At 67.7% G+C, this 24,424-nt stretch carries 13 protein-coding genes and 1 pseudogene; 12 read left to right on the forward strand and 2 right to left on the reverse strand.

What is annotated here, in order from left to right; all coding sequences use genetic code 11:
- Window positions 1-10 precede the first annotated feature (10 nt).
- Window positions 11-1,072 (reverse strand): LacI family DNA-binding transcriptional regulator, encoded by a 1,062-nt coding sequence (locus IC535_RS07375; RefSeq protein WP_429000347.1) that lies wholly within the window; start codon window positions 1,070-1,072, stop codon window positions 11-13.
- 323 nt (window positions 1,073-1,395) lie between these two features.
- On the opposite strand from IC535_RS07375, the gene IC535_RS07380 reads away from it, so the two are divergent.
- The 7 genes from IC535_RS07380 (at window position 1,396) to IC535_RS07410 (ending at window position 13,442) form a co-directional block, all read left to right on the forward strand.
- Window positions 1,396-4,524 carry a TonB-dependent receptor gene (locus IC535_RS07380; RefSeq protein WP_228885640.1) on the forward strand — a complete coding sequence of 1,043 codons (3,129 nt, stop codon included), beginning with the start codon at window positions 1,396-1,398 and terminating at the stop codon, window positions 4,522-4,524.
- Window positions 4,525-4,592: 68 nt separating this feature from the next.
- Window positions 4,593-5,351, forward strand: a complete 759-nt coding sequence (locus IC535_RS07385; RefSeq protein WP_228885641.1) for a SapC family protein — start codon at window positions 4,593-4,595, stop codon at window positions 5,349-5,351.
- Between the two features lie 21 nt (window positions 5,352-5,372).
- Window positions 5,373-6,374, forward strand: a complete 1,002-nt coding sequence (locus IC535_RS07390; RefSeq protein ID WP_267472940.1) for a cupin-like domain-containing protein — start codon at window positions 5,373-5,375, stop codon at window positions 6,372-6,374.
- Window positions 6,375-6,387: 13 nt separating this feature from the next.
- On the forward strand, window positions 6,388-7,917 hold the full coding sequence (locus tag IC535_RS07395; RefSeq protein ID WP_228885643.1) for a tryptophan halogenase family protein: 1,530 nt from the start codon (window positions 6,388-6,390) through the stop codon (window positions 7,915-7,917).
- Between the two features lie 64 nt (window positions 7,918-7,981).
- On the forward strand, window positions 7,982-9,475 hold the full coding sequence (gene xylB / locus IC535_RS07400; protein WP_228885644.1) for a xylulokinase: 1,494 nt from the start codon (window positions 7,982-7,984) through the stop codon (window positions 9,473-9,475).
- Between the two features lie 44 nt (window positions 9,476-9,519).
- Window positions 9,520-10,854 carry a xylose isomerase gene (xylA, locus tag IC535_RS07405; RefSeq protein ID WP_228885645.1) on the forward strand — a complete coding sequence of 445 codons (1,335 nt, stop codon included), beginning with the start codon at window positions 9,520-9,522 and terminating at the stop codon, window positions 10,852-10,854.
- Window positions 10,855-10,877: 23 nt separating this feature from the next.
- A complete protein-coding gene (locus tag IC535_RS07410; RefSeq protein ID WP_228885646.1) occupies window positions 10,878-13,442 on the forward strand; it encodes a glycoside hydrolase family 3 protein in 2,565 nt (854 codons plus the stop codon).
- Between the two features lie 14 nt (window positions 13,443-13,456).
- On the opposite strand, the gene IC535_RS07415 is transcribed toward IC535_RS07410, so the two are convergent.
- On the reverse strand, window positions 13,457-14,515 hold the full coding sequence (locus IC535_RS07415; protein ID WP_228885647.1) for a LacI family DNA-binding transcriptional regulator: 1,059 nt from the start codon (window positions 14,513-14,515) through the stop codon (window positions 13,457-13,459).
- A gap of 144 nt (window positions 14,516-14,659) precedes the next feature.
- Between IC535_RS07415 and IC535_RS07420 the strand changes: the two genes are divergently transcribed.
- The 5 genes and pseudogenes from IC535_RS07420 to IC535_RS07440 all read left to right on the forward strand — a co-directional run.
- Entirely contained in the window at window positions 14,660-16,771 is a 2,112-nt protein-coding gene (locus IC535_RS07420) for an alpha-glucuronidase family glycosyl hydrolase (protein WP_228885648.1), read from the forward strand.
- The gene (locus IC535_RS07425; protein WP_228885649.1) at window positions 16,768-18,774 is read left to right on the forward strand and encodes a sialate O-acetylesterase; all 2,007 of its coding nucleotides are present in this window, start codon (window positions 16,768-16,770) and stop codon (window positions 18,772-18,774) included. Before IC535_RS07420 ends, IC535_RS07425 begins: the two co-directional genes overlap by 4 nt.
- Window positions 18,774-20,465 carry a glycoside hydrolase family 43 protein gene (locus tag IC535_RS07430; RefSeq protein WP_228885650.1) on the forward strand — a complete coding sequence of 564 codons (1,692 nt, stop codon included), beginning with the start codon at window positions 18,774-18,776 and terminating at the stop codon, window positions 20,463-20,465. Before IC535_RS07425 ends, IC535_RS07430 begins: the two co-directional genes overlap by 1 nt.
- A gap of 59 nt (window positions 20,466-20,524) precedes the next feature.
- Window positions 20,525-23,149 (forward strand): glycoside hydrolase family 3 protein, encoded by a 2,625-nt coding sequence (locus IC535_RS07435; RefSeq protein ID WP_228885658.1) that lies wholly within the window; start codon window positions 20,525-20,527, stop codon window positions 23,147-23,149.
- A 10-nt stretch (window positions 23,150-23,159) separates the two neighbouring features.
- Window positions 23,160-24,347, forward strand: a pseudogene (locus IC535_RS07440) (MFS transporter); the annotation flags it as partial.
- Window positions 24,348-24,424: the final 77 nt, after the last annotated feature.

The raw sequence follows: 24,424 nt of genomic DNA on the forward strand, positions 1-24,424 counted from the left end.
AGCTGGGCGGCTAGAGGTCCGGCAAAGGCCGCGATACGGACGCCCGCGTGACCAACTGGTGCGGAAGCACATGGTTGACGATGCCGCGCGCCGAAGCAGCGGGGCGTCGAATTTCGCGCAACAGGATGTCGATGGCGGTGTCCGCCATGTCCGCCACCGGTTGATGGATGGTGGTCAGTTCCGGCCACACCATGGTGGAGGCGGAGGTGTCATCGAAACCCACCACCGACAGGTCGCCCGGCACCTCCAGGCCCCGACGGTGCGCCACGGAAACCACGGCCGACGCCATGTCATCGTTGCTGGCGAAGACCGCGCTGGGCGGCTGCGGCAGGGTCAACAGCCGCTCGGCTGCTTCCAGTCCGGAACGGTAGGTAAAGTAACCGGGCTGGACCAGTGTGTCGTCGTAGCCGATGCCGGCGTCGGCCAGCGCATCCCGGTAGCCCTGCCAGCGGTGCGCACTGGCGGTCTGGTTCGGATCGCCGGTGATGTAGCCGATGCGGGTATGCCCATGGGCGATCAGATGCGACACCATCTCGTGGCTGGCTTGGCGGTCATCGATGCGCACGCAGGAAACCCGGTCGCTGAAATGGCTGGACGCGATGGAGACCACGGGAGTGCCGGCGTCGACGAAGACGTCGACGATGTCCTTCGATTCGCACAGGGGCGGTGGAAGGATCACGCCGGCCACGGTGCCGGCGAGTTGCCGTGCCGCCTCGCGACGCGCCTGGGCGCCCAGTTCATCCCAGGTGGCGATCACCAGCTGCGCCGCTGACCGGGTAGAGCCGCGCAGCGCGCCGACCAGCAGTTCGCGCAGGTAGCTGGAGCTGGGATTGGTGTAGATCAGCGCGATGCAGGTGTGTTGCGCCGCGGCCAGCGCGCTGGCGGCAAGGTTGGGCCGGTAGTCCAGTTCAAGCACGCTGCGCATGACGCGTTCGCGGTTGGCTTCGCGCACGCCGGCATGGCCGTTGATGACGCGCGACACGGTCATGGCCGATACGCCCGCATGCGCGGCGACCTCATCGATGGTGATGGCGCTGGCCTTGCGACGGAGCGCTTTAGGGCTGTTTTTCAACGAATGGGTTCCTTTGCTGCGCTGCATGATGACAAGCGCAATCGGGGATGAGTAGTCTGCGCCCGTGACGTGATGGTAGCGCTACCACTGTGCCGGGGTAAGGCCAGCGGGTACCCCCCCTTTACCACGCGGCTGTTCTGGCAAGCCTGTAAGCGAGTTTGAGTCGCAGCGAGCGCACAGCGCGCTGCGATGTTCGGTGTGGAAGACGGGCATCGCCCGTACGTGCCCCCAGGAGGGGCGGTACATCCATTCGATCGTATGTCAGAGGGGAGAGTCATGAGCGCTTCTACGTTCCGTCGTACCGCTGGCCGGAGGGCTCGTTCATGAGCCGGACGCTGGCGAAGTTCACCTCCAGGGCCATGTTTACGTTTGTCGGCGGCGTCCTGGTCATCAATCCCGCATTCGCACAGGACGCACCAACGCCGGCACCGGCCGCCCAGCAGGGCCAGCCCAGTCCGACCCAGCTGGATACCGTGCAGGTCACCGGCATCCGCAACAGCCTCAGCCAGGCGATGGACATCAAGCGCGACTCGGCCGGCGTGGTGGATGCGATCAGTGCCGAGGACATCGGCAAGTTCCCCGACACCAACCTGGCCGAATCGCTGCAGCGCATCACCGGCATCTCCATCGAACGCCGTGATGGTGAAGGCGCACAGGTAACCGCGCGCGGCTTTGGCCCGCAGTTCAACATGGTGACCCTCAACGGGCGCCAGATGCCGGGCGCCGATGCGTTCGGTGCTTCGGGGCAGGTCGCCATCGGCGGTGTCGACGGCGGTACCCGTGCGTTCAACTTCGCCCAGCTGGCCGCCGAAGCCATCAATGGCATCGAGGTCTACAAGACCAGCCAGGCCAATGTGCCCAGTGGTGGCATCGGCGCCACCATCAACATCCTGACGGCGCGGCCGTTCGACCACGAGGGCCTGGTCGCCAGTGCCGGCGCCAAGGCCGTCTCCGACCAGAGCCAGCCGTTCGGTGATGACATCACACCGGAACTGTCCGGCATCTTCAGTTACAGCAACCCGGAAAAGACCTTCGGCGTTGGCGTGAGCGCGAGCTACCAGAAGCGCAAGGGTGGCTCGGTGCAGGCCACCAACAACTACTGGAACATCCAGCCGTGGACCGGCACGATGCCCGGCAACCCGACCGTGGTCAATGCACCGGCGGTTGGTGCGCTGTACGCACGACCCAACGACCTGCGCTATGCGTTCTCCGAGTTCGAGCGTGAGCGCATCAACGGCCAGGCCGTGTTGCAGTTCGCACCCACCGATGCGGTGACGTTGACCCTGGATTACACCTACTCGACCAACGAGATCACCGAAAACCGTGGCGAACAGGGCATGTGGTTGCAGAACAGCAACTACACCGATGTAACGTTCGACACCAGCGGCGCGGTTGCTACCCCGACCTACATTCGCGAGATCGCGGGCACCAAGGATTTCGGGCTTGAACAGCAGCGCAGCATGCAGAAGTACAAGCTGGGATCGCTCGGCTTCAATGCAGCGTGGAACGTCACCGACCGCTTCAAGCTGACCTTCGACGCGCACAACTCGAAGAACGAAAGCCGGCCGAACGATCCGCTCACCGGGGGCGGCTCCATCTTCAGCAGCATCGCCGGCACCAACAACTGCACCACCGGACCGCATTGCGGTGGGTCGTGGGTGCAGGAAATGAACTTCAACAACGGCCTGCCGGTGGGCACCCAGGTCTGGTACCCGAGCACGGCCGATGCCCTCGCCAAGACCAACGGCGTGGTCAACCCGGGCTTCGCGCCGGGCGAGATCGGCTCGCAGGTGCTGCGCATCAATTCGCAGACCCAGATCAGCGAGATCAAGCAGGGCCGCGTCGACGGCGAGTGGAGCTTTGACAAGGGCCGCTTCCAGTTTGGCGTGGACTCCAGCAAGCAGACCACCCACCGCATCCAGGCAGCGGAGAACTACAACACCCTGGGCGACTGGGGCGTGGCCAACGTCGACGGGGATGTTGCCAACGGGCTGATGGACCTGCTGCAGCCGGTCAACATCGTCGGGTTGTTCAACGACTTCAATGCCAACAGCTTCACTGCCTGGCGCGGCGATGCTGGCCGCCTCGCGCAGTGGGCGGCGGACAACTATGGCGCCAGCCTCGGTGTGAGCCCGCAGCGCGCCGCCGACAACCTGGTGGAGGAGAAGACCAAGTCGGCCTATTTCCAGATCGAGCTGGACGGCGAGCTGGGCGGCCGGCGCACCAATACCCGCCTGGGCGTGCGCTATGAAACCACCGATGTGGTGTCGACCTCGGTCATCGCCATCCCCGAGGCCATCGAATGGCAGTCCAACAACGACTTCCGCGTGGTGTTGTCCGACGAGCAACAGCCGTTCACCGAGAAGAACAGCTACAGCTACATCCTGCCCAACCTCGACTTCAGCATCGACCTGATGGACGACCTGAAGGGGCGCATCTCGTTCGGCAAGAGCATCGCGCGTGCGCCGATTGGCAACCTCTATGCAGGCCCGACCGCACAGCAACCGTTCGGCTCGGTGCTGATCGACCCGTCTTCGCGGGCCAGCGGCACGGCACAGAACCCGCAGCTGAAGCCGCTGGAGTCGGACAACCTCGACCTGGCACTGGAGTGGTACTTCGCTGACGCCAGCTACGTGTCGGTCACGTACTGGAACAAGCAGGTCGCCAACTTCATCGGCAACACCATCGTCCAGGAGAATCTGTACGGCCTGCGGGATCCCACCTCCGGTCCGGATGCACAGTCGGCCATGGCCTTCCTCACCAGCGGCGCCTGCGTTACCCAGGTCGGTGCGGCCAATGCGGCGGCCTGCAACGCCAACGACACCGCGTTGTTCACCGCGCTGGCGCTGCTGCGCAACAATCCCGCCGGGCTGGGTGCCTACAACGGTACCGACGCGCAGGTCCTGGCCACCGAAGCGGCCTACGATCTGTATGGCACGGCGGCCGACCCGCTGTACCAGTTCAACGTCAACCGCCCCATCAACCAGAACGAGTCCAAGCTGCATGGCTGGGAACTGGGTGGGCAGTACTTCTTCGGCGACACCGGGTTCGGCGTGCTGGCCAACTACACCATCGTCAACGGCGACGTGGGCTACAACGACGCGGGTGATCCCAACATCGACCAGTTCTCGCTCACCGGCCTCAGCGACACCGCCAATGCCATGCTGATGTACGAAAAGTACGGCTGGTCGGTACGCCTGGCGTGGAACTGGCGTGATGAATACCTGATCCTGGCCAACCAGGGTGCCAGCCGCAATCCCTACTATGTGGAAGAATACGACCAGTGGGATCTCAGCGTGAACTACACCCTGGATGATCACTGGTCGTTTGGGCTGGAGGCGATCAATCTGACCGGTGAGGACGTCCGCTGGCGCTCGCGCACCTCGCAGATGATCGTGAAGCTGGCCGACCAGAGTCCGCGTTACATGCTTGGCGTTCGTTACAGGTTCTGACGTGTGGGGGTGCCGCTGCCCTGGCAGCGGCACCCGTTCAAGGGTCCTGATGGGGTTGGAACAACACCATGCCGCGTTACGAAATGCTCAACAACATCGCCCACCGCGACCTGCGCGTGGCCACCGGCTTCGGGCCCGAGTTTGGCGACGCGGTGGGCATGGTGCCGGCCTATCCGAGCGAGTTCGCTGAACTGCAGCGGGAATATCCGATCTTCCTGCGCAAGGACCCCGACACCGGCGGCTGGCAATCGGTGGCCCTGCTGGGGTTCGAGCAGCACGAGAACCTGTTCCTGCAGGACGGCCGCTGGAATGCCTCCTATCTGCCCGGGGCGGCGGCCAAGGGGCCGTTCCTGATCGGCTTCCAGGAGAACCGGATCGATGGCAGCCTCATCCAGGAAGCGGTGCTGCACGTTGATCTTGACCATCCGCGCGTGAATGCGATGCAGGGCGAGCCGGTGTTCCTGCCGCAGGGGGGCAATACGCCCTATCTGGACCACATCGCAGGCGTGCTGCGTGGTATTCACGATGGCCACGCCTTCGGCGCGGAGATGTTTGCCGCGCTCGATGCCAAAGGACTCATTCAACCGATCACGCTCGACGTGCAGATTGCCCAGGAGCATCGGGTGGGTGTCAACGGCCTGCACGCCATCGACCGTGACCATCTTGCCCAGCTGGACGGTCCCGCGCTGGCCGAACTCAACCGCGCCGGCTACCTGGAAGGAGCGTACCTGATGCTGGCGTCGCTGCACAACATGCGCCGCCTGATCGCCGAAAAACAGCGACGCCTGCGCACGCAGGATGCCGCCAGCGCAGCGGGCAGGAACTGACGGGTGCTGGACGGCATTGCCATGCGGGCACTGGAAGGCCTGGACCCCGCGGCACTACCGCTGGAGGCGCTGGTGGCGGCCGGGGAACCGGTGGTGCTGCGTGGCATCGCCCGCGACTGGGCGCTGGTACAGGCCGGGTTGCGCGGCACGCAGGAAGCCCTGGCCTACCTGCGCAGCTTCGATGCAGGCGTGCCTGTCCCGTACTCCTTCGGCGGCCCCGAGATTGAAGGGCGTCCGTTCTACAACGCGGATTTCACCCGGTTGAACTTCGAGGTCCGGCGCGGATTGCTGGCGGAGGTGCTGGACGCGATCTCCGAGCATCTCGATTCGCCGAGCCCGCCCACCTACTATGTCGCTTCGTTGCTGATCGAGCATGCGCTGCCCGGGTTCGCGCAGCACAACGACGCCGGGCTGGCGGGGCAGGGCATCGATGCTTCGGCCAGCATCTGGATCGGCAACCGCGTGACCGCTTCCTGCCATTTCGACACCCCGGACAACCTGGCGTGCTGCGCCGTGGGCCGGCGCCGGTTCACGCTGTTTCCGCCCGAGCAGATCGACAATCTGTATCCGGGGCCGCTGGAACCCACCCCGGGCGGGCAGGTGGTGAGCGTGGTGGATTTCGACCGCCCGGACTTCGCGCGCCATCCACGCTTCGGTGATGCATTGGCAAGCGCGCAGACCGCCGTGCTGGAACCGGGTGATGCGATCTTCATTCCCAGCATGTGGTGGCACCACGTGCGCAGCCTTGAGCCTTTCAATGTGCTGGTGAACTACTGGTGGCGCAGTTCGCCGGCCTTCCTCTCCTCACCGCTGCCGGCACTCCATCACGCGATGTGGGCCGTGCGCGACCTGCCGGCGCGCGAGAAGCAGGCCTGGGCAAAGATCTTCGAGTACTACGTATTCGGTCCGGGCGAGCGGGCAGGACAGCACCTGCCCGACGCCGCCCGGGGCGACCTGGCACCGTTCGACGAGACGCAGGCGCGCCGCATGCGCGCCCAGTTGCTGGCTCGACTCAACCGCTGATGGGAGCACCGCATTGAACGTGGCGAACACAACCGAAGGGCGTATCCGCAAGGTCGTCATCGCCGGTGGCGGCACCGCAGGCTGGCTGGCCGGCTGTGCGCTGGCGCACCAGTTCCGCGACCAGCTGGACATCACCCTGGTGGAGTCCGAGCAGATCGGCACCGTGGGCGTCGGTGAATCGACCGTGCCGCCCATCCGCACGTTCCACCGTTTCCTGCAGATCGATGAGCAGGAGTTCCTGCAGGCCGTCGCCGGCACGTTCAAACTCTCGATCTCGTTCGAGAACTGGCGCCGCCCCGGCGACCGCTTCATCCATCCGTTCGGCACGATCGGGCAGGGCACCTGGGCCACGCCGTTCCACCATTTCTGGCTGGACAGCCTGCGCCGCGGCATGCCATCGGAGCTGGGCGATTTCTGCCTGGAAAGCGCGGCCTCGCGGGAAGACCGGTTCTCGCTGCAGACCCAGCCCCAGGTCAACTACGCCTATCACTTCGACGCCGGGCTCTACGCGAAATTCCTGCGCCGCAAGGCCGAAGGCCACGGGCTGCGACGGGTGGAAGGCAAGATCGGCGAGGTCCGGCAACATGCCCACGACGGCTCCGTTGCCTCCTTGGTGCTGGAAGACGGCCAGGTCATCGAAGGCGACCTGTTCATCGACTGCACCGGGTTCCGCGGCCTGTTGACCGAGCAGACCCTGCATACCGGCTATGAGGACTGGAACGAATGGTTGCCGAGCGACCGCGCCGTTGCCGTGCAGACCGAGTCGGTCACCCCGCCGGTCCCGTACACGCGCGCCATCGCGCACGAGGCCGGCTGGCGCTGGCATATCGCGCTGCAGCACCGGGTCGGCTGCGGGCTGGTGTTCTCCAGCCGCCACCTGTCCGATGACGAGGCGCAGGCCAAGCTGCTGCGCGACGTCGACGGCCGGCCCCTGCGCGATCCCTGGCTGGTGCCGTTCCGCAGCGGGCGCCGGTTGAAGGCCTGGAACAAGAACGTGGTGGCGCTGGGGCTTGCCAGTGGCTTCATCGAGCCGCTGGAATCGACCAGCATCCACCTGACCATCAGCGCGGTGGTACGCCTGATCCAGCTGTTCCCGTCCGACGGCATCACGCCTGCGCTGGTGGCGCTGTACAACGAGGTCAGCCGCCAGGAGATGGAGCACGTGCGCGACTTCATCATCCTGCACTACCACGCCAACCAGCGCGACGAGCCGATGTGGAAGGCCTGCCGCGAGATGGAACTGCCCGAATCGCTCGCTGTCCGGCTGCGCGCCTGGCGCGAACGTGCGCATGCCTGGCAGGACCCCGGCGAGCTGTTCCGGGTCGACTCCTGGACGAGCGTGCTGATGGGGCAGGGCATCCAGCCGGGGACGCCGCACCCGCTTGCGCGTGCGATCGGTGATGCGGACCTGCGCACGCTGTTGGACCGTATCCGGCAGCCGGTGCAGCAAGCGGTGGCCGCGATGCCGTCGCAGGCCGGGTTCATCGAGCGCTACTGCAAGGCGGCGCCGGAAGTATGGCAACCGGGCATGGCCCTGGCGTAGCAGCAATGCGCGCTGTTGTACAAAATTGGTAGCGCTACCTTTAGACAAGCACGGAGTGGACGGAATGGATCTGGTTGCCGGAATCGATGCGGGTACCCAAAGCCTGAAGGTGGTGGTCTACGACCCTGCCGGGCGCCACCTGGTGGCCAGCACCAGCGCGCCACTGGAGCTGGCCAGCGCCGCCGATGGCAGCCGGGAACAGCGGCCGGCCGACTGGGTCGCCGCGCTGCATGCCTGCTTCGGCGCGATCGATTCCACGCTGCGCTCGCGCATTGGCGCGCTGGCCGTGTCGGGCCAGCAGCACGGTTTCGTCCCGGTCGATGCGTCAGGGGAGGTCCTGGCACCGGCCAAGCTGTGGTGCGATACCAGCACCTCGGCCGAATGCATGCAGATCATGGACGCGGCAGGCGGCACGGCGCGCACCATCGCACTGGCCGGCAATCCTGTCCTCACCGGCTACACCGCCTCCAAGCTGCCGTGGACGAAGACGCATCGGCCCCAGGCCTACGCGCGGCTTGCCACCATCCTGTTGCCGCACGACTACCTCAATTTCGTGTTGACCGGCCAGCGTTTCTGCGAATACGGGGATGCGTCGGGCACCGGCTGGCTGGACGTACGCACCCGCACCTGGTCGACCGAGCTGCTGCGCGCGACCGACCCCGAACGCGACCTGGCAGATTGCCTGCCGCGTATCGCCGCGCCCGAGGAGGTATTCGACATCGACCCGGCCACCGCGGTGGCATTGGGGCTGCCCGCGACGGTGAAGGTGGCCGTCGGCGGCGGCGACAACATGATGGCGGCCATCGGTACCGGCTGCGTCGTCCCCGGACGCCTGGCGATGAGCCTGGGCACCTCGGGTACGCTGTTTGCGTACGCCGACACGCCCGTGGTCGACCCGGACGGAGCGTGGGCCGCGTTCTGCTCTTCCACCGGCGGCTGGCTGCCGCTGATCTGCACGATGAACTGCACCGTGGTGACCGAGCAGGTCGCCGATGCTTTCGGCTTCAGCACGCGCGATGGCGACACCCACCTACAGGCCACCCGGCCCGGTGCCGACGGGCTGGTGATGCTGCCGTTCCTCAATGGCGAGCGCACGCCGGACCTGCCATTGGGCAAGGGCGTGCTGGCCGGCCTGGACACCACCAACATGACCCCGGCGCACCTCTACCGTGCGGCCATGGAAGGGGCCACGTACAGCCTGAAGTATGGTTATGACGCCTTCGTACGCGCGGGCATGCGGTTCGACCGCATCGTGCTGACCGGCGGCGGCAGCAACAGCGCGCAGTGGCGGCAGCTGGTGGCCGATGTCTTCGGCCTGCCGGTGGACGTGCCGACCCAGCCCGAAGGCGCGGCGTTCGGCGCGGCATTGCAGGCGCTGTGGGCCCTGGGTCACGCGCGTGGTGATGCCGCCTCCATCGCCGACATCACCGACCGCCACGTTGCGCTCGACCCGCTGCGCTCCGCACGCCCGGATCCGGTGCATACGCAAGCCTATGCCACGGCCTATGCACGTTTCCTGCGCCACCTCGACGCCGTCACGCCGCTGTATCGCGGCTGATCTCTCTCTACGCGACACCTCGCACAACCACAGGAAGACGCACCATGAGCACGCAGCCCTTCATCGGCGCCAAGGAATACTTCCCCGGCATCGGCCGCATCCCCTTCGAAGGCCGGGGCTCGGACAATCCGCTCGCCTTCAAGGTCTACGACGCCAACAAGGTCATCGGTGGCAGGACCATGCAGGAGCACCTGCGCTTCGCGGTCTGCTATTGGCACACCTTCTGCAACGCCGGGCATGATCCGTTTGGTCCGGGCACCCGCCATTTCCCCTGGGAGACCGGTTCGCCGATGGCGACCGCCGAGGCCAAGGTGGACGCGGCGTTCGAGTTCTTCACCAAGCTGGGCGTGCCGTACTGGTGCTTCCACGATATCGACCTGGCGCCGGATGCCGAGGATGTCGGCCAGTACGAGAAGAACCTCAGGCACATGGTCGGCCTGGCCAAGGCGCGCCAGGACGCGACCGGGATGAAACTGCTGTGGGGCACGGCCAACCTGTTCTCGCACCCGCGCTACATGAATGGTGCGTCCACCAATCCGGACTTTGCGGTGGTGGCGCGTGCCGCCGTGCAGGTGAAGGCGGCGCTGGAGGCGACCGTTGAACTGGGCGGCGAGCACTACGTGTTCTGGGGCGGCCGCGAAGGCTATGCCGCGCTGGCCAACACCCAGATGAAGCGCGAGGTCGACCACTTCGCGCGGTTCCTCACCATGGCGCGCGACTATGGCCGCAGCATCGGCCTGAAGGGCAACTTCCTGATCGAGCCCAAGCCGATGGAACCGATGAAGCACCAGTACGACTTCGACAGCGCCACCGTGGTGGGCTTCCTGAAGGAGCATGGCCTGGACAAGGACTTCAAGCTCAACATCGAGGCCAACCACGCCACGCTGTCCGGCCACACCTTCGAGCACGACCTGCAGGTGGCCTCGGACCACGGCCTGCTGGGCAGCATCGACGCCAACCGCGGCAACGCCCAGAACGGCTGGGATACCGACCAGTTCCCCACCGACCTGTACGACACCGTGGGTGCGATGCTGGTGGTGCTGCGCCAGGGTGGGCTGGAAGGCGGCTTGAACTTCGACGCCAAGGTGCGCCGTGAATCGACCGACCTGGAGGATCTGTTCATTGCCCACGTCGGTGGCATGGATGCGTTCGCCCGCGGGCTGGAAGTGGCCCATGCGCTGCTGCACGACTCGCCGCTGGAGCAGTGGCGCAAAGAGCGTTACGCCAGCTTCGACAGTGGTGCCGGCCAGGCGTTCGCACGCGGCGCGCTCAGTCTCGCCGAGCTGGCCGCACTGGGTGCCAAGGGCGGCGAGCCCCGGCAGATCAGCGGCAAGCAGGAGCGCTACGAGAACCTGATCAACCAGTACCTGCTGCGCTGAGCCCAACGCCAAGGATGAACACCATGACCCACCATGACGCCACGCGCCGCACCGGTTTGCTACTGGCCGCGCTGTTGCTTGCGCTTGCCGCCTGCAAGGGCGGTGACCAGCCGGCAGCGCTCGCCCCGGCGCAGCCCCAGGCCGATGCCAATCCCTGGCCCGCGGTGACCTGGCCGCTGCCCGAAGACGCCGCCCTGGAAAAGCGCATCACCGACCTGATCGCCACCATGACGGTGGAGGAAAAGGTCGGCCAGCTGGTGCAGGGGGATATCGCCAGCATCACGCCTGACGACGTGCGCCGCTACCGGTTGGGCTCCATCCTGGCCGGGGGCAACTCCGACCCCGGCGGCCGTTATGACGCCTCGCCGGCCCAGTGGCTGGCGCTGGCCGATGCGTTCTACGCGGCGTCGATGGACACGTCGCAGGGTGGCAAGGCGATTCCGGTGCTGTTCGGCATCGATGCCGTGCACGGGCAGAGCAACATCATCGGCGCCACCCTGTTCCCGCACAACATCGGCCTGGGCGCGACCCGCAACCCGGAACTGCTGCGCCGGATCGGTGAGATCACCGCGCTGGAGACCCGTGCGACCGGGATGGAGTGGGCGTTCGCACCGACCGTGGCGGTGCCGCAGGACGACCGCTGGGGGCGCACCTATGAGGGCTATTCCGAATCGCCGGAGGTGGTGGCCAGCTATGCCGGTGCGGTGGTCGAGGGTCTGCAGGGCAAGGTGGGCTCGCCCACGTTCCTTGACGGTCGCCATGTGATCGCCTCGGTGAAGCACTTCCTCGGCGACGGCGGTACCACCGATGGCAAGGACCAGGGCGATACCCGGATCAGCGAAGCCGAGCTGGTGCGCATCCATGCGGCCGGGTATCCGCCGGCGATCGCCGCCGGTGCACAGACGGTCATGGCGTCCTTCAACAGCGTCAACGGCGAAAAAATGCACGGCCACAAGCCGTACCTGACCGATGCGTTGAAGGGGCGCATGCACTTCGGCGGGTTCGTGGTGGGCGACTGGAACGGCCACGGGCAGGTCAAGGGCTGTACCACCACCGATTGCCCGGCCACCATCAACGCCGGCCTGGACATGGCCATGGCCTCGGACAGCTGGAAGGGCTTCTACGAGACCACGCTGGCCGCGGCCAAGGCCGGCACCATCAGCCAGGAACGGTTGGATGAGGCCGTGCGCCGGATCCTGCGGGTCAAGCTGCGGCTGGGCCTGTTCGAGGCGGGCAAGCCGTCCTCGCGCACGGTCGGAGGACAGTTCGCGCTTGTCGGTGCACCCGAGCACCGCGCGGTGGCACGGCAGGCGGTGCGCGAGTCGCTGGTGCTGCTGAAGAACCAGGGCGGCGTGCTGCCGTTGTCGCCGAAACAGCGCATCCTGGTCGCCGGCGACGGCGCCAATGACGTCGGCAAGCAGGCCGGTGGCTGGACGCTGAACTGGCAGGGTACCGGCACCACCCGCAAGGATTTCCCCAATGCGGACACCATCTACGAAGGCATTGCGCAACAGGCCAAGGCCGCCGGCGGCCACGCCGAGCTGGCGGTGGATGGAAAGTATGCGACCAAGCCGGAGGTGGCGGTGGTGGTGTTCGGCGAGAACCCCTATGCCGAGTTCCAAGGCGACCTGCCGACGCTGGCGTACAAGCCGGGAGACGATTCCGACCTTGCCCTGATCAAACGGCTGAAGGCCGACGGCATTCCGGTGGTCGCGGTGTTCCTGAGCGGGCGTCCGCTGTGGGTGAACCGCGAGATCAACGCCGCCGATGCCTTCGTGGCGGCGTGGCTGCCCGGCTCGGAAGGGGCCGGCGTTGCCGATGTGCTGCTGCGCAAGCCCGATGGCAGCGCGCAGCACGATTTCAAGGGCAAGCTGAGCTTCAGCTGGCCGCGCACGGCCACGCAGTACGCCAACAACGTGGGACAGAAGGACTACGACCCGCAGTTCGCGTTCGGCTACGGCCTGACCTATGCCGGCAACGGCGATCTGGCGGCGCTGCCGGAAGTCTCCGGCGTGACCGGCAACGAAGGGGCGGCCGGTGTGTTCTTCGCGCGCGGCGATGCCGGTTCCGGCATGGCCCTGCGCCTGGAGCGCAGCACGGGGCAGGGCATGACCGTCACCAAGGTGCCCGATGCCCTCGATGGCGACCTGCTGAAGGTCACCGGCGTGGATCACCTCGCGCAGGAAGACGGTCGCCGCCTGGCGTGGTCGGGCAAGGGCGAGGCGATTGCCGCGCTGCAGTCGCACACGGCGCTGGACCTGCAGCGCGAGAGCAACGGCGACCTGATGCTGTTGACCACGCTGCGGGTCGAGTCCGCACCCAAGGGCGAGGCGTGGTTGTCGGTGGGCTGCGGCACGGGCTGCTCGGCACGCGTTGCGCTCGGACCGACGCTGGCCAAGCTGCCCGTGGGCCAATGGACGCGCGTGGGCGTGCCGTTGAAGTGCCTGGCAGCGGCGGGGGCGGATGTCGGCAAGCTGGATCGCCCCTGGTCGATCGGGACGGCGGGCGTGATGACGCTCTCGGTGTCACGCGTCGCGCTGGGGGCGCTGAACGAGGCGGAGATCAGCGTCGGGTGCCCGGGCGCGTGAAGCGGCGTCCGGCGCTATCGGGGCCCGGGTGGGCGCGCGACCGAATCGCGCACCACCAGCCGGTGCGGCACCACGTGGTCGGTCAACACGCGGGCGCCGTCGCTGCGACGGCGGATGCTGCGCAGCAGGATATCGATGGCGGCATCGGCCATCGAGGCGATGGGTTGATGGATGGTGGTGAGCTCGGGCCAGACCGTCGTTGCCGCCGAGCTGTCATCGAAACCCACCACCGACAGGTCGCGGGGTACCTCGAGGCCGCGGCGGTGGGCGACGGAAATTGCCGCTGCGCCCATATCATCGTTGCTGGCGAAGATCGCAGTGGGCGGCCGGCGGTGGCACAGCAGCTTTTCGGCGGCGGCAAGCCCGGAGCGGTAGGTGTAGTCGCCCGGTTGGACCAGGGCCGGTTCGACCTCCAGCCCGGCCTCATGCAGCGCGGTGACAAAGCCATCGTAGCGCCGCGCGCTCGCGCTGAGGTCGTCGCGCCCGCGGATGAAGCCGATGCGGCGGTGACCGTGCTGGATCAGGTGTTCGGCCAGTTCCTTGCCGGCGTGGAAGTCGTCGATGCGCACGCAGGAAATGGCGTTGCCGAGGTGGCCCGGTGCGATCGCCACCACGGGGATGCCCGCCCTGACCAGCTCGGTCACGGCCGGCTGCGATTCGCACAACGGCGGTGGCAGGATGACGCCGTCCACCCGGCCGGCCAGGGCACGCGCGGCCTTGTGCTCGGCGGCGGGATCAAGATCGTCCCAGTAGTCGACGACCAGTTGGATGGCAGCGTTGGATGCCACGCGCAGCAGGCCGACCAGCAGTTCGCGCAGGTAGGCACCGCTGGGATTGGTGTAGATCAGCGCAATGCGCGTGTGCTGTGCGGCCGCCAGCGAACTGGCGGCCAGGTTGGGCGTATAGCCCAGTTCGCGCACCGCGCGCATCACGCGTTCGCGGGTGACATCGCGCACCTTGCCCTGGTTGATCGCCCGCGACACGGTCATCGGCGACACCCCGGCCAGGGCGGCCACCTCGTCGATCGTCACGCCACTGGTTTTGCGGCGGACCGATTTCTTGGGCTTGTCCAATACGCGCTCCCGTTCTTCTTTGTGATGCTGTCGCATCCAAAGCACGTCCCGAGCTTACAAGGTTTGCTGCCCACGCTACGGTTCCACCTGGGTGTCAAGCGGTGTCATTGGATACTGGGTGCTGCGCTGGCCCTGCTGGCCAGCATGGGCGATGTGCGCGCAGAGGATGGTTACGCCCTCTGGATGCGCTACCTGCCGCTCGAACCAGCGCTCGCAGCCGATTACCGCACGCACCTGGGGGAGGTGCTGGCACCTGATCGGACGCCCACGCAGCGTGTGGCGCGCGAGGAGCTGGAACGTGGCCTCAGTGGCCTGCTGGGCAGCGCTCCCCGGGGGCATGCTGCCGCGGCCACGGGCCCTGCACTGGTGCTGGGCACGCCGCAGTCGTCGACGTCGATCGCGCCGTTGCGCGAGGAGTTGGCATCGCTGGGCGACGAAGGCTACCTGCTCAGGCGTACCCGGATGGGCGGACGCCAGGTGCTGCTGGTGGCCGCACGCCGCGATATCGGCGTGCTGCATGGCGTGTTCCATCTGCTGCGGCTGCTGCAGACCGGCGCGTCACTGGATGCCCTCGAGCTGCGCGAATCGCCGCGCCTGCGACTGCGCGTGCTCAACCACTGGGACAACCTGGACGGCCATGTCGAACGCGGCTATGCCGGCCGCTCCCTGTGGGATTGGCAGACGCTGCCGGAGTGGCGGGACCCACGCTATACCGACTACGCGCGCGCGAACGCCTCGCTGGGCATCAACGGCACCGTGCTCAACAACGTGAACGCCAGCGCGCAGAGCCTTGCGCCGGACTATCTCGACAAAGCCGCGACGCTGGCGGACATGTTCCGGCCGTACGGCATCCGCGTGTACCTGAGCGCGCGTTTCAGCGCACCGATCGAGTTGGGCGGGCTGAAAACGGCCGATCCGCTCGACCCGGCGGTGCAACGCTGGTGGCGCGACAAGGCCGATGAGATCTACGCACGCATTCCGGATTTCGGCGGCTTGCTGGTGAAGGCCAACTCGGAAGGGCAGCCTGGTCCGCAGGACTACGGCCGTTCGCATGCCGACGGCGCCAACCTGCTGGCCGATGCGCTGGCCCCGCACGGCGGCGTGGTGATGTGGCGCGCCTTCGTCTACGCGCACGACGTTCCTGCAGACCGCGCCACCCAGGCGTACAGCGAATTTGCCGGCCTGGACGGTGCCTTCCGCCCGAACGTGAACCTGCAGGTGAAGAACGGGCCCCTCGACTTCCAGCCGCGCGAGCCGTTCCATCCGCTGTTCGGGGCCATGCCGCGCACGCCGCTGATGATGGAGGTCCAGATCACCAAGGAGTATCTCGGCTTCGCCACGCACCTGGTGTACCTGGGGCCGTTGTACGAGGAGGTACTGCGGTCCGACACCCACGCACGCGGCGAGGGCTCCACCGTGGCGCAGGTCCTGGCCGGCATGGCCGGCGTCGCCAACATCGGCACCGATCGTACCTGGAGCGGGTCGCACTTCGATCAGGCCAACTGGTACGCCTTCGGCCGCCTGGCGTGGAATCCACGGCAATCGGCGCGCGACATCGCGGCGGACTGGGCGGCGATGACCTTCTCGCCGGATCCGGACGTGGTGCAGCCCATCGTCGCGATGATGATGGCCTCGCGCGAAGCTGCGGTGAACTACATGACTCCGCTGGGCCTGCATCACCTGATGGCGCGCGGGCACCATTACGGGCCCGGTCCGTGGGTGGACGGCGGCCCGCGCGCGGACTGGACCTCGGTGTACTACCACCGCGCCGACCGCAACGGCATCGGTTTCGACCGCACCGCGCGGGGCAGCAACGCCGTGGCCCAGTACGCCCCCGCAGTGGCCGCCCGGCATGGCGACCTGGCGCAGGTTCCCGAGCCGCTGTTGCTGTGGTTCCACCACGTGCCGTGGGAGCACCGCATGGCCTCCGGGCAGACGTTGTGGGATGAACTGGTGGGGCGCTATTCGCAGGGCGTGCGCCAGGTACAGGCCATGCAGGCCACCTGGGCAACCCTCGCCCCCGTAGAGCGGGGCTCTGCCCCGCTGCGCGGCAAGGTGGATGCGCAGCGGCATGCGCAGGTGGCGGCCTACCTGCGCATCCAGCGGCGCGAAGCGCAGTGGTGGCGCGATGCCAGCGTGGCCTACTTCCAGTCGGTGAGCGGCAGGCCGCTGCCGGCCGGCGAAGCCGCGCCGCCGCATCCGCTGGCCTGGTACCAGGCCCTGCAGTTCCCGTCCGCGCCGGGAGATGGCCGATGAGCCGGATGTCGTGGATGGGCTGGATAGTGGCGATCGCCCTGGGTGGCTGCGCCATGCCGTCCATGGCGCAGGAACCGGCAGCGACGCTGTTGCATCCGCTGTTCCAGGATCACGCCGTGCTGCAGCGCGACCAGCCGGTTCCGGTATGGGGCCACGCCGCGCCGGGCGCCACGGTGTCGGTGGCAGTGGCAGGGCAGGCCGTCGCCACGCGCGCGGACGCCGGCGGCCGCTGGCAGGTAACGCTGCAGCCCATCGCCGCGGGCGGTCCCTACGCGATGTCGGTCCGGGCCGGGCAGGCCACCGAGATCGTGCGCGACGTGCAGATCGGCGATGTCTGGCTGTGCTCCGGGCAGTCGAACATGGAACTGCCGGTGTGGCGCGCGCTCGACGCAGCCAGCGAGATCGCCGCCGCCACGCAACCGGACATCCGCCTGTTCACCGTGCCCAAGGCAGCGGCCGTGGTGCCACAGGACGATTTTGCGGCGCCGGTTGCATGGCAGCCCGCGACGCCGGACACGGTGCGCGACTTTTCCGCTGTCTGTTTCTACTTCGCGCGTGAGCTGCACAAGACCGTCGACGTGCCGATGGGGCTGATCCAGTCGGCGTGGGGCGGCTCCCGGATCGAGGCTTGGACCAGCGCCGATGCCCTGCGCCTGCAGGACGGCATGGCCCCGGCGCTGGACGTGCTTGCGCTGTATGCCGGCGACCCTGCTGCAGCGCACGCACGCTGGGGCCGACAGTGGCAGCAGTGGTGGGCAAGGCGCGAGGGCGCCGCCGCCGATACGCCGTGGCAACCAGGCGCAGACAGCAGGGGATGGCGGCAGGCACCGGCCATGCTCGGGGCTTGGGAGCGCTGGGGCGTGCCGGCACTTTCGAACTACAACGGCATGCTCTGGTACCGCACCCGGGTGACCCTGACCCCCACCCAGGCGGGGCAGGGGGCACGACTGGAGCTGGGTCCGGTCGATGAAACGGACATGACCTGGGTGAACGGCGTGGCCGTGGGCAGCCAGTACGCGCCCGGCCAGGCACGGTCGTATCCGCTGCCAGCCGGTCTGTTGAACGCCGGCGCCAACACGGTGGTGATCAATGTGCTGGACACTTACGGCGACGGTGGCCTGGCCGGCCCTTCCAGCGCCCACGCCGTCCGCCTGGACGATGGCACGCGGATCGTCCTGGACGCACCCTGGCAGTACCGGGCAGCGCCCGGTTTACAGGCGCCGCCGCTGGCGCCATGGCAGGCCGCCACGGGCTTGTCGACGCTGTACAACGCGATGATCGCGCCGCTGGGCCACTATGGCCTGCGCGGAACGCTGTGGTACCAGGGCGAATCCAACACCGGCAATGGCGCGGCTTACGCGACACGGCTGCGCGGCCTGCGCGAGGACTGGCGCGGGCGGTTCGGCGCACGGATGCCGTTGCTGGTGGTGCAGTTGGCCGGCTATGGCCAGCCGCCCGTGGCGCCGGTGGAAAGCGGCTGGGCGCAGGTCCGCGAGGCGCAGCGGCAGGTAGCGGCGGAGGACCCGAACACCGGGCTGGCCCTGGCCATCGACATCGGCGATGCCTACGACATCCATCCGCCCAACAAACAGGAACTGGGTCGGCGCCTGGCCCGGGTGGCGCGCCATGTGGTCTACGGCGACCGCGCGCTCGCACCGTCCGGCCCGGTCGCACGCAAGGCATCGCGCACGCCAGCCGGGGTGAGGATCGCGTTCGACGACATCGCCGGCACCCTGGTCGCCACCGGTGCGGACGGCCCCATCGGCTTCGAACTCTGTGATGCCGATGCGCGGCACTGCAACTATGCCGACGCGGCACTGGATGGGCACGAGGTTGTGCTGTCCTGCCTGGATTGCGCGGAGCCGGCCGGCGGCCCGCACCGTAGCGCAGGCTTGCGCGTGCGCTACTGCTGGGCAGACGGCCCGGTCTGCACGCTGCGCGACAGCAGCGGCGCGCCGGCAGGACCGTTCGAACTTTCCCTCAATGCTGCCGAGGTTCCCTGATGCGCCTGCTGATTGCCACGGTGGTCCTGCTGTTGTCCGCTGCGGCGTCGCCGCTGGGAGCCGCGCCGGCGCCGCCGGTCTACTTCGACTGGTTCGAATATGCCGGTCGCGATACGGCCTTTGAAGCGCCGCTGCCGGTTGGGCACTACCGTAACCCGATCCTGGCCGGCTTCCACGCGGACCCGAGCATCGTCGGCGCGAACGGCCGTTTCTATCTGGTCAATTCCAGCTTCACCTACTTCCCGGGCATCCCGGTGTTCGAGAGCGTGGACCTGGTGCACTGGAAGCAGATCGGCAACGTCATCGACCGCCCGACGCAGCTGGATTTCGATGGCCTGGGCGTGTCCCGCGGCATCTTCGCACCGGCCATCTCCTACCACGACGGCATGTTCTACGTGGTCACCACGGCGGTCGACAGCGGCGGCAACTTCATCGCCACCGCGCGCGATCCTGCCGGTCCCTGGTCGGACCCGCACTGGCTGCCGGACATCGACGGCATCGACCCGTCGCTGTTCTTCGACGGCGATGGCCACGTCTACCTGCTGAACAACGATGTGCCGCCCGGTCGGCCACGCTACGAGGGCCACCGCGCCATCTGGATGCAGCAGATCGATCTGGCCGCGTTCAAGCCGGTAGGGCCGCGCAAGGTGCTGATCGACGGCGGGGTGGAGCCGGCCAAGAACCCGATCTGGATCGAAGGGCCGCACCTCTACAAGCGCGATGGCTGGTATTACCTTTCCGACGCCGAGGGCGGCACCGGGCCGCAACATTCCCAGGTGGTGCTGCGCAGCCGCGACGTCTGGGGGCCTTATATTCCATATGCCGGCAATCCGATCCTCACCCAGCGCGACCTGGCCGACGACCGGCCGCTGCCGATCACCAATGCCGGGCATGCGGACCTGGTGGAGGGGCCGGACGGATCGTGGTGGGCGGTGTTCCTTGCCAGCCGCAACTACGACACACGTCACTACAACACCGGGCGGGAGACGTATCTGCTGCCTGTGCAATGGCGCGACGGCTGGCCGGTGATCCTGCCGGCCGGCCAGGCCATCCCGTATGCGGTCAAGGCGCCCGCGTGGATGCGGGGCGAAGCAACGCAGGCCCCTTCCACCGGCAATTTCATCGCGCGCGACGACTTCGAGGCACCCACGCTCGGCAGTGGATGGCTGCGCGTGCGCGTCCCCAAGCGGCCCTGGGCGGACCTGCGCGAGCGCCCGGGCGCGCTGGCCGTGCACCCGCTGCCGGAAAACCTGGACACGCGGCTCAACCCGGCCTTCCTGGGGCGTCGCCAGCAGCACCTGCGCTTCGAGGCCAGCACCGAAATGACCCGCCCGGCGGCGGGCGTGGCCGCAGGCCTGGCCGCCTTCCAGAGCGAGGCGTACTGGTATTTCCTCGGCGTCCGCAGGCTGCAAGGGGATCGCGTCGCGGTCTTCCTCGAAGCGCGCGACGGCGGCGGCGTGAGCAGGATACTGGCCACCCGGGAAGTGGACGTACCCGCGTCGCTGCGCCTGAAGATCGCCGGTGACCAGGGCCGCTATGCGTTCGCGTTCGACACCGGCGATGGGCATGGCTGGCGGACCCTCGCCGGCGAGGTGGACGGAACGGTGTTGAGTACCGATCGTGCAGGCGGCTTTGTGGGCGCCCTGCTGGGACCATTCGCACGCGATGAGCGTGCCTTGAGGAGCAAATGATGACGCGCACGCCCCGGCTCTACATCCCGATGGTCCGCACGCTGGCATTGTGTGCCGCCATGTCATTGGCCGCCGTCGGTTCCGCCGCAGCGCCCCGGCCCTGGCTGGACACCTCGGCCAGCTTCGAGACCCGGGCGGCGGCGCTGGTGGCGCAGATGACCCTGGAGGAGAAGGCCGCCCAGATGCAGAATGCCGCACCGGCCATCGAGCGCCTGGGCGTGCCGGCCTACGACTGGTGGAACGAAGGCCTGCACGGCGTGGCACGGGCAGGGCAGGCCACCGTATTTCCGCAGGCCATCGGCCTGGCCGCCACCTTCGATGTGCCCTTGATGGAGCAGGTGGCGACCACCATCAGCGACGAGGCACGCGCCAAGCACCACCAGTTCGTCCGCGAGGGGTCGCATGGTCGTTACCAGGGGCTGACGTTCTGGTCGCCCAACATCAACATCTTCCGCGACCCGCGCTGGGGCCGGGGCCAGGAAACCTACGGCGAAGACCCCTATCTCACCGCGCGCATGGGCGTTGCTTTCGTGCACGGCCTGCAGGGCGACGACCCGGTGTACCGCAAGCTGGACGCCACCGCCAAGCACCTGGCCGTGCACAGCGGGCCCGAGGCCGACCGCCACCACTTCGACGCCCGCCCCAGCAGGCGCGACCTGTACGACACCTACCTGCCGGCGTTCGAGGCGCTGGTGAAGGAAGGGCAGGTGGATGCGGTGATGGGCGCCTACAACCGGGTGTACGGCGAGTCCGCCAGCGCCAGCCGGTTCCTGCTGCGCGACGTGCTGCGCCGCGACTGGGGCTTCAAGGGCTACGTGGTGTCCGACTGCTGGGCCATCGTGGATATCTGGAAGCATCACAAAATCGTGCCCAGCCGCGAGGCCGCCGCCGCGCTGGCGGTCAGCAACGGTACCGAACTGGAGTGCGGCCAGGAATACGCCACGCTGCCGGCGGCGGTGCGCCAAGGGCTGATCAGCGAAGCGGAGATCGACGATGCGGTGACGCGCCTGTTTACCGCACGGATGCGGCTGGGCATGTTCGATCCACCCGAGCGCGTGCGCTGGGCGCAGATCCCCGCGCCGGTGAACCAGGCCCCGGCGCACGATGCGTTGGCCCTGAAGGCCGCCCAGGAATCGCTGGTGCTGCTGAAGAACGATGGCGTGCTGCCGCTGTCGCGCAACCTCAAGCGCATTGCCGTGGTCGGCCCCACCGCCGATGACAGCATGGCACTGCTCGGCAACTACTTCGGCACCCCGGCGGCGCCGGTGACCCTCCTGCAGGGCATACGCGACGCGGCCAAGGGCGTGGAGGTGCGCTACGCACGCGGCGTGGACCTGGTCGAAGGGCGCGACGATCCTGGTGCGACGCCCTTGATCGAGGCGGCCTACCTGCGGCCCACGGCCGATTCCCCCGAGCGCGGTCTGCGCGGTGAGTACTTCCGTACGGCCGATCTTTCCGGCATGCCGACCCTGGTCCGCACCGATGCCCAGATCGGGTTCCGCTGGGACCGGGGGTCACCCACCGACAACCTGCTGGCCCGCGGCGAAGCGGCGCCGGGGCAGGGCATTCCCAGCGATGGCTTCAGCATCCGCTGGCAGGGCCAGCTGCTGCCACCGGTCTCGGGCCGCTACCGGATCGAGGCGGCCGCCGACGACGGCTTCCGCCTCTACGTGGACGGCAAGCGCGTGCTCGATCACTGGGCCAACAGCGATCGCCTGCGCGCCGATGGCGTGGAGCTGGACCTGCAGGCAGGCCGTGCCTATGACCTGAGGCTGGAGTACTTCGATGCCGAGCGCGACGCCGGCGTGCGGCTGGGCTGGCGCATGCCCGGTGCGAAGCCGCCGTTCGAAGAGGCACTGGATGCCGCCCGCAACGCCGATGTGGTGGTGTTCGTCGGCGGCCTGACCGGCGACGTCGAAGGCGAAGAGATGACGGTCAACTATCCGGGCTTCGCCGGCGGCGACCGTACCGACCTGCGCCTGCCCGCGCCCCAGCGTGCCCTGCTGGAAGCGCTGCACGCCAACGGCAAGCCGGTGGTGATGGTGCTGACCGGCGGCTCGGCGCTGGCGGTGGAATGGGCCCAGGCCAACCTGTCGGCCATCCTGATGAGCTGGTATCCCGGGCAGCGCGGCGGCACCGCGGTGGGCCAGGCGCTGTTTGGCGACATCAACCCGGGCGGCCGGCTGCCGGTGACGTTCTACACCGCCGACCAGGCGATGCCGGCCTTCGACGACTACACGATGGAGGGCCGCACCTACCGCTACTTCCGCGGCACGCCGCTGTATCCGTTCGGACACGGGCTGTCCTACACCCGGTTCGACTACGGCAAGCTCCGGCTCGACGCGCCGCGCATCGCCCACGACGGGAACCTCAAGGTGCAGGTGGAGGTGGCCAACATGGGCGCGCGCGCCGGCGATGAAGTGGTGCAGCTGTATGTGCGACGGCTGCAGGCCCAGCCCGGCGATGCGCTGCAGGCGCTGCGCGGCTTCCAGCGCGTCCACCTGGCCCCGGGCGAGCGGCGCCCGCTGGTATTCGACCTGGACGCGCAGCAGGCGCTGCGCCAGTACGATCAAGCGCGCGGAAGCTATGTCGTGCCGCCGGGGGCCTACGAGGTGCGGATAGGCGGCTCAAGCGCCGATGCCCGCGTACAGGGCCGCTTCACCGTGGAGGCAGATCGTGACTGAGCCGCGCCACATGGAAAGCACCGGACACACGCTGTCGGTGCGCGAGAAGCTGGGCTACAGCCTGGGCGACCTCGCGGCCAACCTGATCTTCCAGACGCTGATCACCTACCTGGCGTTCTTCTACACCGATGTGTACCGGCTGCCACCGGCCACGGCGGCGATGATCATTTTCGTGATCGGCCTGCTGGGTGCCTTCGTGTTCACCCCACTGATCGGCATTGCCGCCGACCGCACGGCCACCCGCTGGGGAAAGTTCCGGCCATGGATCCTGTGGACGGCGGTCCCGTTCGGCGTGCTGGCGCTGCTTGCCTTCAGCACGCCGGACCTCGGCGCGCGCGGCAAGGTCATCTACGCCCTGGCCACCTATGGCCTGCTGATGCTGGTGTACGCGGCCAACAACCTGCCGTACTCCGCGCTCAGCGGGGTGCTGACCGGCAACATGGCCCAGCGCAACAGCCTGTCGGCCTACCGCTTCGTGGCCGTGATGATCGCCCAGTTCATCATCCAGGTACTGCTGCTGCCGCTGGTGCTGATCCTGGGCGACGGCGATCGCGTACTGGGCTTCGAGCGCGTGATGACGGCGTTCGCGGTGGTGGGCACGGTGTTCTTCCTGATCACCTTCGCCACCACGCGCGAGCGCATCGTGCCGGCCAGGGAACAGACCGGTGGCGTGCTGCAGGACCTGTCCGACCTGCTGCACAACCGGCCGTGGCAGGTGATGCTGGCCCTGACGGTGCTGGTCTTCATCAACCTGGCGCTGAAGGGCGGCACCTACATCTACTACTTCCAGTACTACATGAGCGAGGCCGCCCTGGCGGGCTTCCTCGACAACTCCGGCTTCAACCGCTTCATCGGTGGATTGAACACGGTACTCAACGGCTGGGGCCTGTCCGGATTCACCTGGCCGCAGGACCCGGCGACGTCGGCGTTCAGTCTGTTCAACGCCTGCGGCATCCTCTGCATGATCCTGGGCATCGGCGTCTCCCGCCGCCTGGCCGACCGCTTCGGCAAGCGCGATGTCTTTGGTGGCGCGCTGCTGGTGTCCACCGTGTTCCTGCTGGTGTTCTACTTCCTTCCGCCCACGGCGGTCGCGGTGGGCTTTGGTGCCTTCATGTTGCACGGGTTCTGCTACGGCATCACCATCCCGCTGCTGTGGGCGATGATCGCCGACGTCGCCGACTACTCCGAATGGAAGAACTGCGGTGGTCTAATCAGCTTGGACACTCGATAGGATCAATATCGAGCATCGAGGTGACCCGTGGCAAAGCAGATCAC

This window comes from Stenotrophomonas rhizophila, assembly GCF_020857975.1.
GTDB classification, from domain to species: domain Bacteria; phylum Pseudomonadota; class Gammaproteobacteria; order Xanthomonadales; family Xanthomonadaceae; genus Stenotrophomonas; species Stenotrophomonas rhizophila_C.

What these genes read in the sequence shown, in the direction of transcription:
- IC535_RS07385 (WP_228885641.1), top strand. Translation starts at nt 4,593, where the DNA reads ATGCCGCGTTACGAAATGCTCAACAACATCGCCCACCGCGACCTGCGC.
- IC535_RS07435 (WP_228885658.1), top strand. Translation starts at nt 20,525, where the DNA reads ATGTCATTGGCCGCCGTCGGTTCCGCCGCAGCGCCCCGGCCCTGGCTG.
- xylA (WP_228885645.1), top strand. Translation starts at nt 9,520, where the DNA reads ATGAGCACGCAGCCCTTCATCGGCGCCAAGGAATACTTCCCCGGCATC.
- IC535_RS07425 (WP_228885649.1), top strand. Translation starts at nt 16,768, where the DNA reads ATGAGCCGGATGTCGTGGATGGGCTGGATAGTGGCGATCGCCCTGGGT.
- IC535_RS07430 (WP_228885650.1), top strand. Translation starts at nt 18,774, where the DNA reads ATGCGCCTGCTGATTGCCACGGTGGTCCTGCTGTTGTCCGCTGCGGCG.
- IC535_RS07390 (WP_267472940.1), top strand. Translation starts at nt 5,373, where the DNA reads ATGCGGGCACTGGAAGGCCTGGACCCCGCGGCACTACCGCTGGAGGCG.
- IC535_RS07410 (WP_228885646.1), top strand. Translation starts at nt 10,878, where the DNA reads ATGACCCACCATGACGCCACGCGCCGCACCGGTTTGCTACTGGCCGCG.
- IC535_RS07420 (WP_228885648.1), top strand. Translation starts at nt 14,660, where the DNA reads ATGGGCGATGTGCGCGCAGAGGATGGTTACGCCCTCTGGATGCGCTAC.
- xylB (WP_228885644.1), top strand. Translation starts at nt 7,982, where the DNA reads ATGGATCTGGTTGCCGGAATCGATGCGGGTACCCAAAGCCTGAAGGTG.
- IC535_RS07380 (WP_228885640.1), top strand. Translation starts at nt 1,396, where the DNA reads ATGAGCCGGACGCTGGCGAAGTTCACCTCCAGGGCCATGTTTACGTTT.